At 67.9% G+C, this 15,175-nt stretch carries 12 protein-coding genes; 1 reads left to right on the plus strand and 11 read right to left on the minus strand.

Going from position 1 to position 15,175, the window contains the following annotated elements; all coding sequences use genetic code 11:
- Positions 1-2 precede the first annotated feature (2 nt).
- The 8 genes from XINFAN_RS19990 to XINFAN_RS20025 form a co-directional block, all read right to left on the minus strand.
- The gene (locus XINFAN_RS19990; RefSeq protein WP_124088624.1) at positions 3-995 is read right to left on the minus strand and encodes an alpha-ketoacid dehydrogenase subunit beta; all 993 of its coding nucleotides are present in this window, start codon (positions 993-995) and stop codon (positions 3-5) included.
- A 1-nt stretch (position 996) separates the two neighbouring features.
- Positions 997-1,995, minus strand: coding sequence for a thiamine pyrophosphate-dependent dehydrogenase E1 component subunit alpha (locus XINFAN_RS19995; protein WP_124088625.1), 999 nt, complete (start codon positions 1,993-1,995; stop codon positions 997-999).
- A 1-nt stretch (position 1,996) separates the two neighbouring features.
- Entirely contained in the window at positions 1,997-3,316 is a 1,320-nt protein-coding gene (locus XINFAN_RS20000) for an NAD(P)H-dependent oxidoreductase (protein ID WP_124088626.1), read from the minus strand.
- A 170-nt stretch (positions 3,317-3,486) separates the two neighbouring features.
- The gene (locus tag XINFAN_RS20005) at positions 3,487-4,233 is read right to left on the minus strand and encodes a 5'/3'-nucleotidase SurE (RefSeq protein WP_124088627.1); all 747 of its coding nucleotides are present in this window, start codon (positions 4,231-4,233) and stop codon (positions 3,487-3,489) included.
- A 10-nt stretch (positions 4,234-4,243) separates the two neighbouring features.
- Positions 4,244-5,395 carry an MBL fold metallo-hydrolase gene (locus tag XINFAN_RS20010; RefSeq protein ID WP_199286479.1) on the minus strand — a complete coding sequence of 384 codons (1,152 nt, stop codon included), beginning with the start codon at positions 5,393-5,395 and terminating at the stop codon, positions 4,244-4,246.
- Positions 5,392-6,459, minus strand: coding sequence for an ABC transporter ATP-binding protein (locus tag XINFAN_RS20015; RefSeq protein ID WP_124088628.1), 1,068 nt, complete (start codon positions 6,457-6,459; stop codon positions 5,392-5,394). The genes XINFAN_RS20010 and XINFAN_RS20015 overlap by 4 nt, the downstream gene beginning before the upstream one ends.
- On the minus strand, positions 6,447-8,111 hold the full coding sequence (locus XINFAN_RS20020) for an ABC transporter permease (RefSeq protein ID WP_124088629.1): 1,665 nt from the start codon (positions 8,109-8,111) through the stop codon (positions 6,447-6,449). The genes XINFAN_RS20015 and XINFAN_RS20020 overlap by 13 nt, the downstream gene beginning before the upstream one ends.
- Before the next feature lie 36 nt (positions 8,112-8,147).
- On the minus strand, positions 8,148-9,131 hold the full coding sequence (locus tag XINFAN_RS20025) for an ABC transporter substrate-binding protein (protein ID WP_124088630.1): 984 nt from the start codon (positions 9,129-9,131) through the stop codon (positions 8,148-8,150).
- Positions 9,132-9,307: 176 nt separating this feature from the next.
- Here XINFAN_RS20025 and XINFAN_RS20030 point away from each other — a divergent pair, with 176 nt between their 5' ends.
- A complete protein-coding gene (locus tag XINFAN_RS20030; protein WP_199286480.1) occupies positions 9,308-10,261 on the plus strand; it encodes a sugar-binding transcriptional regulator in 954 nt (317 codons plus the stop codon).
- On the opposite strand, the gene XINFAN_RS20035 is transcribed toward XINFAN_RS20030, so the two are convergent.
- The 3 genes from XINFAN_RS20035 to XINFAN_RS20045 all read right to left on the minus strand — a co-directional run bounded on the left by XINFAN_RS20035 (position 10,252) and on the right by XINFAN_RS20045 (position 15,139).
- Positions 10,252-11,931: a Na/Pi cotransporter family protein gene (locus XINFAN_RS20035; protein ID WP_233352420.1), complete on the minus strand. Its 1,680-nt coding sequence runs from the start codon at positions 11,929-11,931 to the stop codon at positions 10,252-10,254. The two genes, XINFAN_RS20030 and XINFAN_RS20035, sit on opposite strands and share 10 nt — an antisense overlap.
- Positions 11,932-12,142: 211 nt before the next feature.
- The gene (locus XINFAN_RS20040; protein WP_124088632.1) at positions 12,143-14,779 is read right to left on the minus strand and encodes an ATP-binding protein; all 2,637 of its coding nucleotides are present in this window, start codon (positions 14,777-14,779) and stop codon (positions 12,143-12,145) included.
- Between the two features lie 186 nt (positions 14,780-14,965).
- Positions 14,966-15,139: a DUF1328 domain-containing protein gene (locus XINFAN_RS20045; protein ID WP_124088633.1), complete on the minus strand. Its 174-nt coding sequence runs from the start codon at positions 15,137-15,139 to the stop codon at positions 14,966-14,968.
- Between the last annotated feature and the right edge of the window lie 36 nt (positions 15,140-15,175).

The following is a 15,175-nucleotide window of genomic DNA, read 5'->3' on the forward strand; positions in this document are numbered from 1 at the left end:
GGTCAGACCTCGCCCCGCACCAGCGAGCGCGCCGCCGCCTCGATCCCGTCGGTCTGCGGCACCGCCACGCGTTCCAGATCGGGGTTGTAGGGGATCGGCGCCTCGGCGCCGCCAAGCCGCAGGATCGGCGCCTCAAGATAGTCGAACGCATCGCTTTCGGCGACCATGGCGCTGATCTCGGCACCGACGCCGTAGCTTTTCACGCCCTCATAGACCACCATCAGCCGCCCGGTCCTGCGCACCGAGGCGAGGATCGTCTCATGGTCGATGGGCCGGATCGAGCGCAGGTCGATCACCTCGGCGTCGATCCCTTCCGCCGCCAGTTTCTCCGCCGCCTCAAGCGCGCGGTGCAGCATGATCGCACCGGCGACGATGGTCACGTCGCGCCCGGCCCGGGCGATGCGGGCCTTGCCGATCGGGGTGGTATAGGCCCCCTCGGGCACCGGGCCCTTCATCTTGTAAAGCAGCTTGTGCTCGAAGATCAGCACCGGATCGGGGTCGGCCAGCGCGGCCAGCAAAAGACCCTTGGCATCCTCGGGGGTCGAGGGCTGCACGACCTTCAGCCCCGGCACATGGCCGAACCAGGCCTCCAGGCTCTGGCTGTGCTGCGCCGCCGCCCCGGTGCCCGAGCCCGCGGGCATGCGGAACACCACCGGCACACTGGCCTCGCCGCCCAGCATGTAGCGCAGCTTGGCGGCCTGGTTGACGATCTGCTCCATGGCGAGCGCGGCGAAGTCCGAGAACTGGAACTCGAAGATCGGCTTCAGCCCGGTCAGCGCGGCACCCACGGCGACCCCGGCGCCGCCGAGTTCGGAAATCGGCGTGTCCATCACCCGTTCCGGCCCGTAGCGGTCGATCAGGTCCAGCGTGACCTGGAACGCGCCGCCATAGGTGCCGATGTCCTCGCCCATCAGGATCACCGCCGGATCGCTGTCGAGCGCGATGGCCATCGCCTCGCGGATGGCTTCGGAATAGCTGATCTCGCGGGTGGTCATTTCAGGCCTCGGCGTAAACGTAGCGGGTGACATCGGTCACCGAAGGGGCGGGGCTTTGCTTCGCAAACTCGATACCCTGTTCCACCGCTTCGGCGGCGGCGGCCTCGATGGCCCCGGCTTCCGCCTCGTCCAGGATCCCGTGGGTGATCAGCTCGGCGCGGAAGCGCAGGATCGGATCCTTCGCGATCCAGTCCTCGATTTCCTCTTTGGTGCGATAGCGGTTGCGGTCGGATTTGGAATGGCCGCGCCAGCGGTAGGTCAGGTTCTCGATCAGGCTCGGCCCCTCGCCGGCCCGGGCGCGGGCGATGGCATTGTGCACCGCCTCGGCCACCGCCGAGAAATCGTTGCCGTCCACCGTGACGCCGGGCATGGCATAGGCGGCGGCCCGGTCCGCGATGTTCGGCACCGCCGTGGCATAGGCGGCGGGGGTGGACATGCCGTATTTGTTGTTCTCGCAGATGAAGATCACCGGCAGCTTCCAGATCGCCGCCATGTTCAGCGCCTCGTGGAAGGCGCCCTCGTTGTTCGCGCCGTCGCCGAAGAAGCAGATGGTCACATCCGGCCGCCCCAGCTTTTTCGCCGACAAAGCCGCGCCCACGGCAATCGGGATACCGCCGCCGACGATGCCGTTCGCGCCGAGGTTGCCGGTCTTCACGTCCGCGATATGCATCGAGCCGCCGCGGCCGTGGCAATAGCCGGTCTCCTTCCCGAAGAACTCGGCGAACATCCGGCCGACATCGGCGCCCTTGGCGATGCAATGGCCGTGGCCGCGGTGGGTCGAGGTGATCTTGTCCTGGTCGGAGAGCTCGATGCAGGACGCCATGGCGCTGGCCTCCTGCCCGATGGAAAGGTGCATCGTGCCGTGGATCAGCCCGCGCATGTAGCTTTGTTCCGCGCCTTCCTCGAAGCGGCGGATCAGATACATGCGCCGCAGGGCCTCGCGCAGTTGGTCAGGCGCGTATTGGCGGATCGCGAAGGGGCGGTTGTCAGGGTCGGCCATGTCAGAGCCCCAGCATCTTGTCCTGGCGCGCGCGCAGCGCGGCGATGCGGCTGTTCGCGGGCACTTCGGTGTTCAGGGTGGTGATCAGTTCGCCCTTGCGGATCGGCGCGGTGACTTTCGCCCCGGCCAGCAACCCGCAGGGAATCCCTTTGGCGGCGCGGGCCTCGCCCGCCTCCATGATCCAGGCGCGGTAGCAATATTCGCCGATCTGGTCGAGCGTCTCGCCCACCGCCAGATCGCGCTTCGCCAGCGCGCAGACCTCGGCCACCGGGCGCGCCATCGGCACCATATCGGCCTTGCCGTAAAGCACGACGCGGGCGCAGGTCAGCGGCACTTCAAGCGAGGTCAGGTGATAGGGGCGGAAGAAGGTGAAATAAGGCCCCTGCCCCATCTTCAGATCCTCCATCCGCTCGCGGATGCGGGGATGGTCCATCTCGGCCACGACGAAGACGCCCGGCGCCACGCCCTTGCCGATGGTGTAATCCACCCGCCCCTCGTTCGAGGACAGCAGACCCCCCGCCGATTGCGGCACCAGCACCTTGTTCAGCTCTTCGCGCGAACAGGCGGGGCCGTGCATCCCGGGCTTGTCGGGGATCAGGCCGGTCGCATTGGCGATGGCCGCCATCTCGACCATGGTTTTCGAGCCGTCGACGAATTCCACCAGCATCCGCGGGTTCATATGCCGGCGGATCGCCTCTTCGGTATAACCGTCGGGCGTCGCGTCGATGTTGAGCGGGTTGTTCTTGCCCTTGCCGGCCGAGACGATCCGATGCCCCATGGCCGAGACGAATTCGATCAGTTCCATGCAGGACGAGGGCTCGTCCCCGGCGCCGAGGCTGTAGACCACGCCCAGCCGGTCGGCCTCGGCGCGCAGGTAAGCGCCGATGGTCACGTCGGCCTCGACGTTCATCATCACCAGATGCTTGCCGCGCTCCATCGCGCGCAGGCCGATTTCCGCGCCCACGGCGGGAACCCCGGTCGCATCGACCACCACGTCGATCAGCCCGGCTTCGAGCAGCGCGTCCACATTGTCGGTGACGGCGATCTTGCCGCCCTCCATCGCCGCATTGGCCTGGTCGGCGCTGCCGATCTCCTGCACGCGGTCGGCGTTGCCGTAAGCGATTTCCACCGATTTCGCCGCCGCCCCGGCTTTCAGCTCGCTGATCGCACCGATCTCGATCCCCGGCATATGGGCGACGCGGCTGACGATATCCGTCCCCATCTCACCCGCGCCGACAAGGCCGATGCGGATCGGCTGACCGCCCTCGGCGCGGCGGGCGAGATCCTTCGCAAGCCCGGTCAGGGCGACATTGGTCGGCATGGCGTTTCTCCCTCGGCAGAACCTGCTTCCGGTCTATGAACTTTTGATCTTTGTGTCAATCATAAGTTCCAGAGAGATGGCGCGGATCTTCGGAAAATCGGGAGAATATGCGCCGCCCGCGCCATGAACATCTGTTCATAGCCTCTGCCCTTACAGATCCGGGGAATCGCTCAGCCCTGCGGCAGGCGCGAGAGCAGGCCCGGCCCAAGCGGCACATCGGCGCACCAGCACAGCCGGTTGACCGTCACCTTGCCCGAGTCGATGGCCTCATTCTCGTCGCCCGGGCTGGTGGTTTTCGGCCGCCCGCGCGGCACGATGATCTCGACCCGCGCGCCGTCGCGCGAAACCTCTTCGGCGAGGCTGCCGATCTTGTCGCGGCCCACCCGCGGCTCGGTGATCGGGGCGGGCAGGCGTTCGGGCAGGTTGACCGAGAGGTAATGCCCTTCCGGCAGCCAGTCCGCGCGGTCCTGCCAGATTTCGCGGATGAAAGCGGCAAGCCAGGGCGCGTCCTCACCGCCGATCACCGGCTCTTTCACCCGGCTGAAGCCGATGGCGGGGATGCCCCAGAACGACGCCTCGCGCGCGATGCCGAGCGTGCCGGAATAGGTCAGATCCTCGGCCACGTTGCGCCCGTCGTTCACGCCCGACAGCACCAGATCGGGGCGCTGGCCGCCCGCGAACAGCCAGGTCATCGCCACCACAACCGAATCCGCCGGCGTGCCCGAGGTGGCGAAATGCCGCTCGTCGTGGCGGGTGATGGTCAGGGGCCGGGCGACGGTGATCGCCCCCGATCCCGCGGTGCGTTTGGCCTCGGGCGCGACCACCCAGACATCCCCGCTGATCAGCCGGGCGACGGATTCGAGGAACACCAGCCCCGGCGCGCCGATGCCGTCGTCATTACAGACCAGAATGCGCATGGGGTTCCTTTCAGAGGATAAGCTGCTGCCCGGTGCGGGCGGTGACATCCAGCGCCGGGATCCGTGCGCGCAGCCCCTCCAGCCCTGCCGGTTCGCAGGAATGACCAAGGACAAGGCCCGCGCCGGTCCCGGCGTGGATCTCATGGTTTTCCGAGGCAACCGGATGGGTCGGCAGGCGGATCCAGGCGGCGCGGCCCGCGTCATGCAACCGCCGCGCCGGGGTGCCGGGCGGGATATGGCCGGTCAGCAGGATCGGCAGGCCCGCCGCATCGGCCCGCGCCAGCGCCTCGACTGACGGCCCGGTCGCGCCCATCCCGTCCCAGATCAACAGCGGACAGCGCGGCAGCGGATCGCCGTCCCACCAGGCCCGCGCGCGGTCGAGCGCGGCGCGGATCCGCGTAACCGCCGCCGGGCGCAGGGCCGCCGCGCTTTCCAGTTGCGCCCGGATCGGCGCGATCATCGTCTCATGGATCGCCAGATCGCCGTCGAGCAGCGCGAGGATCTCCAGCGGTTTCCCCGCCATCGGCAAGGGCAGCAGGCAGCCCTCCGAAGCCCCGGCCAGCCAGGCCCGGATCGCGGCGGTGCGCAGCGCGGCGCCCTGGTCGTCGTCACCATAAGAGGCATCGAGCAGAACCAGATCGCAGGCCGGGATCGGGTCCATCACCAGCACCGGCGAATGCGGCACCACATCGCCTGAGTAGCCGATCCGCCGGCCCTGCGTCTCAGCCAGAAACCAGGCGCCGCCCGGCACATGGCCCGAGCGCCCGGTCTCCACCGCCAGATCGCCGCAGATCAGCCGCTCGCCGGGGCGAAACAGCCGCCGCCGGTCCTCGGGCAGGTGGAACCGCTCCAGATCCTCGGGCCGGGCGTAAAGCCGCTGCATCCCGGGCGTATCGGCCCAGGTCTCATGCGTCATGAACACGAGCCCCCCGAAGCCGCGCGCGATCAGCCAGCTCAACGCCCCGACATGATCCTCATGCGCGTGAGAGATGAACACCGCATCCAGCCGCGGAATGTCCTCAACCGGGATCGCCGGGTGGTAATCGTCGGCGCCGCCGACCTTGATTCCGGCGTCGAACAGCACCCGCGCGCCCGGGGTCTCCAGCCCCAGACAGGTGCGGCCCTTCTCGCCGAAGCCGCCGTAAAGCGAGAGCCGGATCATTCCTGCCCCGCGGGCAGAACCCAACCGCCAGTGATCGCGAGGCGGGCGACCTCTCCGGCCGCCAGCCGCGCCGGGTCGGGCAGATCGAAGCCGATCTCCAGATCGGGGCGCAACACCGGGTGCCCCTCGATCCGAAAGCCGCCGCCGCGATAGACCGCGCGCTTCACCGCGACCCCGATCCCGCCGCTGTCGGCCAGCCGCAGATCGGCCGGGCGCAGGCAGACCCCGGCAGGGCGCGGCCCGGTGCCGGGCGGGCAATCCATCACCACCTGCTCGCCCAGCACATCGACCAGGACCTTCCCCGCCTGCTCCTCGCCCAGAACGGTCGCGGGCAGCACGATTCCATTGGCGATGAAATGCGCGACCATGGCATTCGCGGGGCGGGCATAAAGCTCTTGCGGCGTGGCGAACTGGATCAGCCGCCCGTGGTCCATCACCGCGATCCGGTCGGCCAGCGCCACCGCCTCGGCCTGGTCGTGGGTGATATAGACGATGGTGGTGCCGGTGCGCTTGTGGAAATCGGCGAATTCCGCCTCCATCGCGGCGCGCAGATGCACGTCGAGATTGGCCAAAGGCTCATCGAACAGCACAAGCGAGGGCGTCGCCACCAGGCAGCGCGCCAGCGCCACCCGCTGACGCTGCCCGCCCGAGAGATTGGCCGGGCGCCGCTCGCCCATGGCGCCCAGATCGACCAGATCCAGCGCCTCCTGCACCCGGCGCCCGCGCTCGGCCCGGGGCACTTTCGCCACTTTCAGCGCATAGCCGACGTTTTCCGCCACGCTCATATGCGGCCAGAGCGCGTAGTTCTGGAACACGATGCCGACATTCCTCGCCTCGGGCGGCACATGGCGGCCCGGGCCGGAAACCTCGGCCCCGCCCACGGTGATCGAGCCTTCGCTGATCTTCTCGAACCCGGCGATGGCGCGCAAAAGCGTGGTCTTGCCGCAGCCCGAAGGCCCCAGCACCGCGACGAATTCGCCGTTGCCGATCTCCAGCGTCACCTGTTTCAGCGCCTCGAACTCGCCGAAGCGCCGGGTCACACCGTCGATTTTCAATCCCGCCATGGGAGGACTCCGTTCGGAAGGCGGCGCGCGAAGAGATTCGTCGCCAGCATCAGCGCCACGGTCGCGATCACGGTCATCACCGACACCGCCGAGGCAAAGGCGGAATCGCCGCCCTGTTCAAAGGAAAAGATCACCACGCCGATGGTCTCGGAGCCCGAGGACCACAGAAGCGCCGAGACCGTCAGTTCGCTGAGCGCGGTCAGGAAGATCAGACAGCCCCCCGCCAGCGTCGCGGGCGCGACCAGCGGGAAGATGATGGTGCGCAGCCGGGTCATCAGCCCGGCACCGGCGACCTGGGCGGCCTCTTCCAGCGCGCGGTCGATCTGCTGATAACCGACGATGGTCGGGCGCAGGGCCAGCACCAGGAACCGGGCGCAATAGGCGAAGAGGATGATCCAGATCGTGTTGTAGATCTGGATGCCCAGCACCGGGATCGGTTTCAGGAACAGCAGAAGCGAGGCGATGGCCAGCACCACGCCCGGCAGCGCATAGGGCAATTCAATCGACAGGTTCAGCGCCCGGGTCCAGCGGTTCCGCTGCCAGGCGATCATATAGCCAAGGGGCACCGCGATCATCACCGCCACCAGCGCGGCGGCCAGCGACAGGCCGAAACTGTTCACGAAGGCCCGCGGCGTGGCGGCATGTTCCGTCAGGATGAAGCCGTAATTCGCCAGCGTCAGCTCGGACAGCACCACCTTGCGCCCGATCGCGGTAATCATCGAGGTCAGCGTCAGCCCGGTCAGCGGCAGCACCAGAACCGCAAGGATCAGCGCCGCCAGCCCGGCCTCGACCAGGATCCGCCAGCGGCCAAGCCCGAACGGCTCGGGCGGCAGCGAGGTGGTGGTGATGCGGTAATCGCGGCGGCGCGACAGGAAGTCCTGCGCCACGATCCCGGCCATGGCGATCAGGCTGATCACGATGGAAAGGATCGTCACCTCGGTCAGCACCGCCGGGCCCGCGCCCGCCAGCTTCTGATAGATCAGCGTCGGCAGCACCAGGTAATTCGCCGGAATGCCGAGGAAGGCGGGTATCCCGAAATTCCCCACGCAAGAGACGAAGACCAGCGCCGCCGCCCCGATCAGCGCAGGCGTGATCAGCGGCAGGATGATGGTGCGCAAAACGGTGAACCGCGAGGCGCCGCCCGACAGCGCGGCCTCGACCAGTTCGCGCGGCAACCGGCGCAGGGCGGCCCGCACCATCAGGAAGGCCATCGGCCCGTATTGCACGCCCAGAAGCAGGATGATCCCGCCCGGCGAATACAGCGGATTGCGGCTGCCCAAAGGCGGTGCCATGCCGATCAGCTTGAGAAACGGGCTGGCCGGGCCGAACAGTTGCAGCCAGGCCAAAGCCGTCACCTGCGGCGCGATCAGAAGCGGGATCACATAGAGGAAGACGAACACCCCCCGCCCGCGCACATCGGTCAGGCTGACGATCAGCGCCGTCGTGGTGCCCAGCACCATGGCGAGCACCGTCCCCGCCACGCCGGTTTGCAGCGAATTCCACGTCGCGGTCCAGGTCGACCCGGCCGACAGCGCCTTCGTCAGGCTCTGGGCGGCGGTCCCGCTTTGCGGCGCAACCAGTTCCCACATGAGCCGCGCCATGGGCAGGACCGACAACAGAAGAACCACCGCCGCCACCATCAGGATGAGCATGCGGTCCTGCCGGCTGTGGTCCTGCGCGCGCACCCGTCAGCCCCCGAACATCTCGGCGAAACGGGCCTTGTCGGCTTCGGTCGCGGTCACGACGGCGGAGATATCGGCGGGCATGATCTTCACCTCGGCGCCCTCGGGCAGCCAGGCGGGTTTGCCCACCGCCGGATTGGCCGGCAGATAGCCCTGTTCCAGCGCCAGCTTCTGGCCGTCCTCGGACAGGATGAAGTCGATGAACTTCTTCGCATCCTCGACATTGTCCGAGGATTTCATGATCGCCACCGGCTCGGTCACCGCCACCACGCCCTCGTCGGGGAACACGAATTCGATGGGCGAGCCCCCGGCCTTCGCGTTCAGCGCCATGAAATCGACAAGGATGCCATAGGGCTTCTCGCCCGAGGCGATAGACTTCAGCACCGCGCCGTTGCCGCGCACCGCGATCAGCTCATTGGCCTTCAGCGCCTCGAAATAATCCCAGCCCTTGGTCGGATCGGCGACGAAAGTCGACAGCAGGAACGCCGCCGCGCCGGAATAAAGCGGGCTCGGCATCACCACCTGACCCTTGATTTCCGGGTTGGTCAGATCGGCCCAGGTCTGCGGCCGGAACGACGCATCGCTGTGATAAGCGATCCCGGTGGTGATCAGCTTCGAGCCGAAATAGCTGTGGTCGGGATCCCAGGCGTCTGCCGCCAGCCCGCTGACATCCGCCTCGGCATAGGGCAGCAGCCGGTCCTGGCCTTTCAAAAGCTCCATCGACACCGCATCGGCGATCAGCAACACATCGGCCTGCGGCGCCCCGGCGGCGAATTCCGCCGCCATTTTCGACAGGATGTCCGAAGTGCCCGAGCGGTAGACCTGCACGGTCACGTCCGGGTAAGCGGCCTGGAACCGCTCGACCGTCTTTGTCGCATCGGCCTCGGGCTGCGAGGTGTAGAGCGTGATCTCGCCCGCAAGCGCGGCCCCCGCCATCAGCGAAAGCGCCAGCGCCGTTCCGCCCGCAAGGCGGGTGATCTGCTTGTTCATGATGGCTCCTCCCATGGTCGCCGGTTTGTGTCGTCCGCAGAGTATCCCCGTCGTCCACGGCCTGGAACACGGCTGGCAGTCTGCGGTGTTCATATGATCTCCGTCAACAACAAATGATCTTATTGCGTTCTTTTGTAACATCATCATGATAGATGATCATGACCCGGAGGCCCCGCATGACCCTTCGCGCCCCGCTGATTTCCTCGGACCAGAAGGTCAAGGCGGCCTGGCTTTACCATGTCGAGGGTCTGACCCAGGAACAGATCGCCGCGCAGATGAGCCTGAGCCGCGTCAAGGTGATGCGGCTTCTGGCCGAATGCCTGACCGAAGGGCTGATCACCATCCGCATCAACCAGACCGCCGCCGGCCATGTCGCGCTGGAACGGCGGCTGGAGCGCGCCTTCGGCTTCGATTCCGCGGTGGTGTTTCCGGCCTCGGATTCGGCCGAGGGGCTGGAAAAGGGCCTCGCCCATGCCCTGGCCGATGTGCTGGACCAGAGCGTGGCACCCGGGATGACGCTGGCGGTCGGCAGCGGCCATACGCTGTTTCACAGCCTGCGCCATCTGGAGCCGCGGCCGCCCGGGCCGGGGGCGGTGGTCGGCCTTGTCGGCGCGCTGGCGCATTCGGGCTGGATCAACCCCTCCTCGGTCGCGATGCGGCTTGGTGAGGTGTTCGGCGTGTCGAGCCACCAGATCCCCGCCCCGGTGCTGGTCGATGACGAATCGCTGGCCGCGCGGCTCTGGCAGCAGCAGCCCCTGCGCGAAACCCGCGCGCGCGCGCTGGCCGCCGATCTGGCGGTGCTGACGGTGGGCAGCCATTCGCCGCAGGCCACGGTGTTCCGCCACGGGCTGATTCCGCCCGAACATTTCGACTCGCTGCGCGAGGCCGGGGCGGTGGCGAATATGCTGTGCCGCTTTATCGACGCCGGGGGGCGCGAGGTCGATCATCCGATCAACCGCTGCGTGATGTCGCTGGATCTGAACGCCGTGGCCCGCATCCCCCACATCATCCTGGCCGCCGCCGGGGCGCAGCGCCTGCCCGCGATCCGCGCCGCGATCCGGGCGGTGCCGGTCTCGGTGCTGATCACCGACGAGGGTTGCGCCGCCGCTTTGCTGGACGGTCAGCCCTGAACCGGCGGCGCGGAGGGCACCCGCGAGGGCGCTGCATCCGGCTCGCGCAGACGGCTTTCGCGCAAGAGGCCCAGATCGTCCAAGATCGGATGCGCCACCGTCACCAGATGCGCGTTGATCCGTTTCAGATCGCGCAGAATGTCGAGATGCAGCGATGAGGTCTGCATGCTCTCTCGCCGCCCCTGTTGCAGCCGCAACAGATGGTTCTCGGCCGATCGCTTCTCGACCGTGCGGACCCGCTCTTTGATTTCCATCAGCTGGCGGGCGAGGTTGATGTCGTGGCTGACCACCACCGTCTGCGCGATGCGCAGATTGTGCAGCGTGATGTCGAACAGTTCGCGCAGCTCGGCCTCGCCGTCGGGCGAGAACACCAGCCCGCTGTCGATCTTCTTGAACACCTCTTCGGCAAGGCCCTTCTCGATGATATCGCCGACATGTTCCAGGTTGATCGCGTAATCCATCAGATTCATCGAGCCGGACGCCTCGGCCTCGCTCAGTTGCGAGCGGTTCAGCCGCGACAGATACAGTTTCACCGCCTGTTGCAGCTTGTCGACCCGCGCCTCCAGATCGGGGATTTCGGCCAGCGGCGTGCGGGTGCCGGTCTCGAAAGCGGTGATGGTGCGCATCAGCATCGCCTCGATCAGATCGCCGATCCGCAGCACCTCGCGCGTGGCCGAGGACAGCGCCATAAGCGGGGTCTTCAGCTCATGCTCGGCGATGAATTCGGGGCCGAAGTCGCGGGCCGGATCGTCGGGGATCAGCCGCTCCATCGCGCGCGACAAGAGCCCCGAGAGCGGCCAGACGATCAGCCCCAGCACCAGATTATAGCCGAGGTGAATGTCCACCGGCAGCATCGCGGGCGACAGTTTCAGCGAAACGAGCCAGGCCGCGAGCGGCTCGGCGAAGGGCATCACCGCCAGCGCCCCGATCACCCGCACGCCGAGGTTGCCGAACATCACCCGCCGGGTGGCCGCGGGCGCGCGCAGGGTCGCCAGCACCGGCGTGACCGCGCCGCCGATATTGGCGCCCAGCACCAGAGCGAAGGTCAGCGGCACCGACAGCAGCGCCGATTGCGACAGCGTAAGGATCAGCACCACCACCGCGAGCGACGAGGACGAGATCATCGCCAGCACGGCGGCCAAAATCAGCGCCACCGGCAGCGCATTGCCCAGAAGCGCGATGAAACTGAGCAGCGCCGGGGATTCGCGCAGGGGCTCGGTCGCGGCCGTCAGGTGATGCAGCGACAACAGCATCAGCCCGATGCCGATCAGCGCATTGCCGCCGCCTTTGCGGGTGTTGGTGTCGCGGCTGCGCCGCAGCACGTAACCGGCGAGGATCAGCAGAGGCGAGACCCAGGCCGTGCCGCTTGCCACCAGCCAGGCGGTGATCGCAGTGCCGATATTCGCGCCCAGAAGCACGATCTGCCCCGCCGTGCCCGCCACAAGCTGACGCTCGACGAAAGAGGCGATCATCAGCGCGGTCGCGGTCGAGCTTTGCAACAGCACCGTCGCCACCAGCCCGGCGACGAAGGCGCGCACCGGGCCGCGGGTTCCGGCATGCAGCCCCTTGCGCAGCCGCGGCCCGAAGGCCAGCGTCATCCCGTCCTTCACGAGGGCCAGCCCGAACAAGAGCAGCGCCACCGCACCGCCCAGATTCAGCATGACCATCACAGAGCCCAAGGCGCATCCTTTCCTGCCGCCCTTTCGCACCGCCGGACAGCGCGAAAGGAAGATCAGATGTAACAGTTATATGACACGTCTTCAAACGCAGGGTTAACGCCCCCGCGGTTTTCCCCCTGCCCGCGCGGGCGATGTGACAGCGCGGCCACGCCGGGCACCGGCGCAAACCCTGTTTCAGGCTCATGCCGGCGGGCGGGCCGCCTCAGCCCCCGTCCAGCGCCGCCCGGATCGCCGCCGCCAGCTGATCGAAGCTGAAGGGTTTCGCCAGGAACCCGTGCCCGGCACAGGTGCCGCCGCCCGTCACCCTGGCGTTGCGGCTGAAGCCGCTGGTGAACACCACCCGCAGATCCGGGCGCAGCGCGCAGGCGCGCTCAGCGAGTTGCGGTCCGCTCATCTGCGGCATCACGATATCGGTGAAGAGCAGGCTGACCGGCGCGCCGCTGCCCAGAATATCCAGCGCCTCTGCCCCCGAGGCGGCGGACAGCACACTGTAGCCAAGCTCGCGCAGCGCCTCGGCGGTGAAATTGCGCACCCGTTCCTCATCCTCGACCACGAGGATCACCTCATCGGCGCGCCCCTCCGGCGCGGCCCCGTCAGAGCGGCGCGGCTCGGCCCCGGGCGTCTCGTCCCCCTCATGGACCGGCAGGTAAAGCTCGGCCCGCGTGCCCTCGCCGGGTTGCGAGGCAATGCGGATATGGCCGCCCGACTGGCGGATGAAGCCGTAAACCTGGCTCAGCCCGAGGCCCGTCCCCTTGCCCACGGCCTTGGTGGTGAAGAACGGATCGAACGCCTTGGCCAGCACCTCGGGCGTCATCCCCGCCCCGGTGTCGCTGACCGAGATCCGCACATATTGCCCGGCGTCGATCCCGGTCGCGCGCGCCTCGGCCGCGCCGATCATCGCATTGGCGGTTTGAATCGTGACGCTGCCGCCCTCGGGCATGGCGTCGCGCGCATTCACCGCCAGATTGACGATGGCATTCTCCAGCTGGTTCGGATCGACCCGCGCGCGGCGCAGATCGGGCGCCAGCACCCGTTCCAGCCGCACCCGCTCACCCAGCGAACGCGAGAGCATATCGGCCAGCCCGCCGACCAGCGCATTGGCATCGACCACCCCGGGTTGCAGCGGCTGCTGGCGCGCGAAGGCCAGCAGGCGATGCGTCAGCGCGGCGGCGCGTTTCGCCCCTTCCAGCGCGCCGTCGATGAATTCGGCGGCCCCGGCCTCGCCCTTGGCCAGCCGGCGCTGCGCCATGTTCAGCCCGCTGATCACCACCGCCAGCATATTATTGAAATCATGCGCGATTCCGCCGGTCAACTGGCCGACGGCCTCCATCTTCTGCAACTGGCGCAACTGGCTCTCGGCCGCCTCGCGCCTTGCGAATTCCTCGCGCAGCACCGCCTCGCGCTGCGCGATCTCAGTCTCCTGATCCGCGATCCGGCGGTTCAGGCTGATCAGCGCCTCGGCCCGTTCGATGGCAAGCCAGGTCTGCAAGACCACCTCTTTCGCCAGCGCGATCTCGGCGGGCTTCCACGAGCGGACCGAGGCCTGATGCAGATAGATCCCCGCCGCCCAGGCCCCGTCGGTCATCAGCGGCACGCAGATCCCGGCCAGCACGCCCTCGTCGGCATAGGGCCGCAACTGCCCCCCGGCGTCGCGCAGACTGTCGCCGAACACCATGGTCTGGCCGCGCCGCCGCTCGGCCTCGGCGAAGGGGCCGTAATGGCCGGTCGCCTGCCCGCCGGTCAGCGGCGCCAGCACGCCATCGGTCCAGCACCCGTCATGGCGGACGGTGCGCGCGCCCAGCACCCGGTAGAAACCGACGCGGTTGACCCCCAGCCTCTTGCCGATCGCCTCCGAGGAGATGCGCAGGATCTCTTCCGGGTCGGTCAGCAGGCGCTGGCGCGCGATCTGCTCCAGCACGAATTCGCGCTCTTCCATGGCACCGCGCAGCCGCAGTTCGGCCTCTTTCAGATCGGTGATGTCGTAGCTGACGCCGGGAAAGCGGTGGCAGCGCCCGTCCGGCCCGGCGATGCAGCGCCCCTGCGCCGAGACCCAGCGGACCGAGCCGTCCGGCCCGAGCAGCCGGTATTCCGACGAGAACGGGGTAAGATCCTCGATCGCGCGGCGGGCCTCCGCCTCGACCCGGGCCAGATCCTCGGGATGGATACGGGCGAAGAAGGCGCTTTCCGGCGCCCCTGTCGCCGCCAGCGCCGGATCCACCCCGTAAAGCGAGGCGAAACGGCTATCGACGGTGATGCGCCCCTCCGGCACGTCCCAGTCCCAGATGCCGATGCTGTTGCCTGACGACAAGGCCAGGTCCAGCCGCTCGTCGGCCCGTCTGCGGGCGCGTTCGGCCATCACGCTCGATGTGGTCTCGCCGGTGACGCAGAACATCCCCGCGATCCGGCCATCGTCGCCGTAAGCGGGGGAATAGGTGAAGGTCCAGTAGCTTTCTTCCGGCACGCCCTCGCGGCTGATGTCCAGCCGCATGTCCTCCACCTTCTGCGGCCGCCCCGCCAGCGCGCCCTCGACCAGCGGCGAGATGTCGGGCCAGATGCTCTCCCAGACCTCGCGGAACGGCCGGCCGAGCGCGTGATCCGCGCGCCAGCCAAGGATCGGGCGATAGGCATCGTTGAACAGACACAGAAGCCGCGGCCCCCAGGCCAGGAACATCGGCGTGGGGCAGGCCAGCATCATGGCGACAAGGCTGCGCAGCGAACGGGGCCAGCCGCCGACCGGCCCGGGGCCGGCCGAATCCCAGTCGAAGGCCGCGATCTCGCGCCCCATCGGAGTGTCGCAAAAGCAGTCGGGCAGACCGGACACGGGAACCTGTCGATCCATGGCTGTGTTCCGCAAACCTCCGATGATCCTGGTGGGAATGGCCCGATCATGAAGCGGGCGAAGCCGCCTGTCCACAACCACAATGGCATCCGGCGCGGCCTGCCCCGCCCCGCGAAAGGAAAAGCCACCGCCCTCAGGGGCGATGGCTTCCTGCACCCGGGGACGGCGGGTGCATACCGCCGGTGGTCAGACCGGCGGACGGCTGCGGATCGCACGCGACAGGATCGCCACCACGAAGAGGGCGATGAAGACGAAGAACAGCACCTGCGCGATGGAAGATGCCGTTCCCGCGACGCCGGTAAAGCCAAGCGACGCCGCGATCAGCGCAACGATCAGGAATGTAAGGGCCCAGCCAGGCATGGGGTTTTCCTTTCTGCGTCAGTTACTTCAGTCTGA

Origin of the sequence: Pseudogemmobacter humi, from assembly GCF_900609055.1 — a bacterium.
Classification (GTDB): Bacteria; Pseudomonadota; Alphaproteobacteria; order Rhodobacterales; family Rhodobacteraceae; genus Pseudogemmobacter; species Pseudogemmobacter humi.

Coding starts and splice junctions, on each gene's coding strand:
- XINFAN_RS19990 (WP_124088624.1), bottom strand. CDS start 995: ATGACCACCCGCGAGATCAGCTATTCCGAAGCCATCCGCGAGGCGATG.
- XINFAN_RS19995 (WP_124088625.1), bottom strand. CDS start 1,995: ATGGCCGACCCTGACAACCGCCCCTTCGCGATCCGCCAATACGCGCCT.
- XINFAN_RS20000 (WP_124088626.1), bottom strand. CDS start 3,316: ATGCCGACCAATGTCGCCCTGACCGGGCTTGCGAAGGATCTCGCCCGC.
- XINFAN_RS20005 (WP_124088627.1), bottom strand. CDS start 4,233: ATGCGCATTCTGGTCTGTAATGACGACGGCATCGGCGCGCCGGGGCTG.
- XINFAN_RS20010 (WP_199286479.1), bottom strand. CDS start 5,395: ATGATCCGGCTCTCGCTTTACGGCGGCTTCGGCGAGAAGGGCCGCACC.
- XINFAN_RS20015 (WP_124088628.1), bottom strand. CDS start 6,459: ATGGCGGGATTGAAAATCGACGGTGTGACCCGGCGCTTCGGCGAGTTC.
- XINFAN_RS20020 (WP_124088629.1), bottom strand. CDS start 8,111: ATGCTCATCCTGATGGTGGCGGCGGTGGTTCTTCTGTTGTCGGTCCTG.
- XINFAN_RS20025 (WP_124088630.1), bottom strand. CDS start 9,131: ATGAACAAGCAGATCACCCGCCTTGCGGGCGGAACGGCGCTGGCGCTT.
- XINFAN_RS20030 (WP_199286480.1), top strand. CDS start 9,308: ATGACCCTTCGCGCCCCGCTGATTTCCTCGGACCAGAAGGTCAAGGCG.
- XINFAN_RS20040 (WP_124088632.1), bottom strand. CDS start 14,779: ATGGATCGACAGGTTCCCGTGTCCGGTCTGCCCGACTGCTTTTGCGAC.
- XINFAN_RS20045 (WP_124088633.1), bottom strand. CDS start 15,139: ATGCCTGGCTGGGCCCTTACATTCCTGATCGTTGCGCTGATCGCGGCG.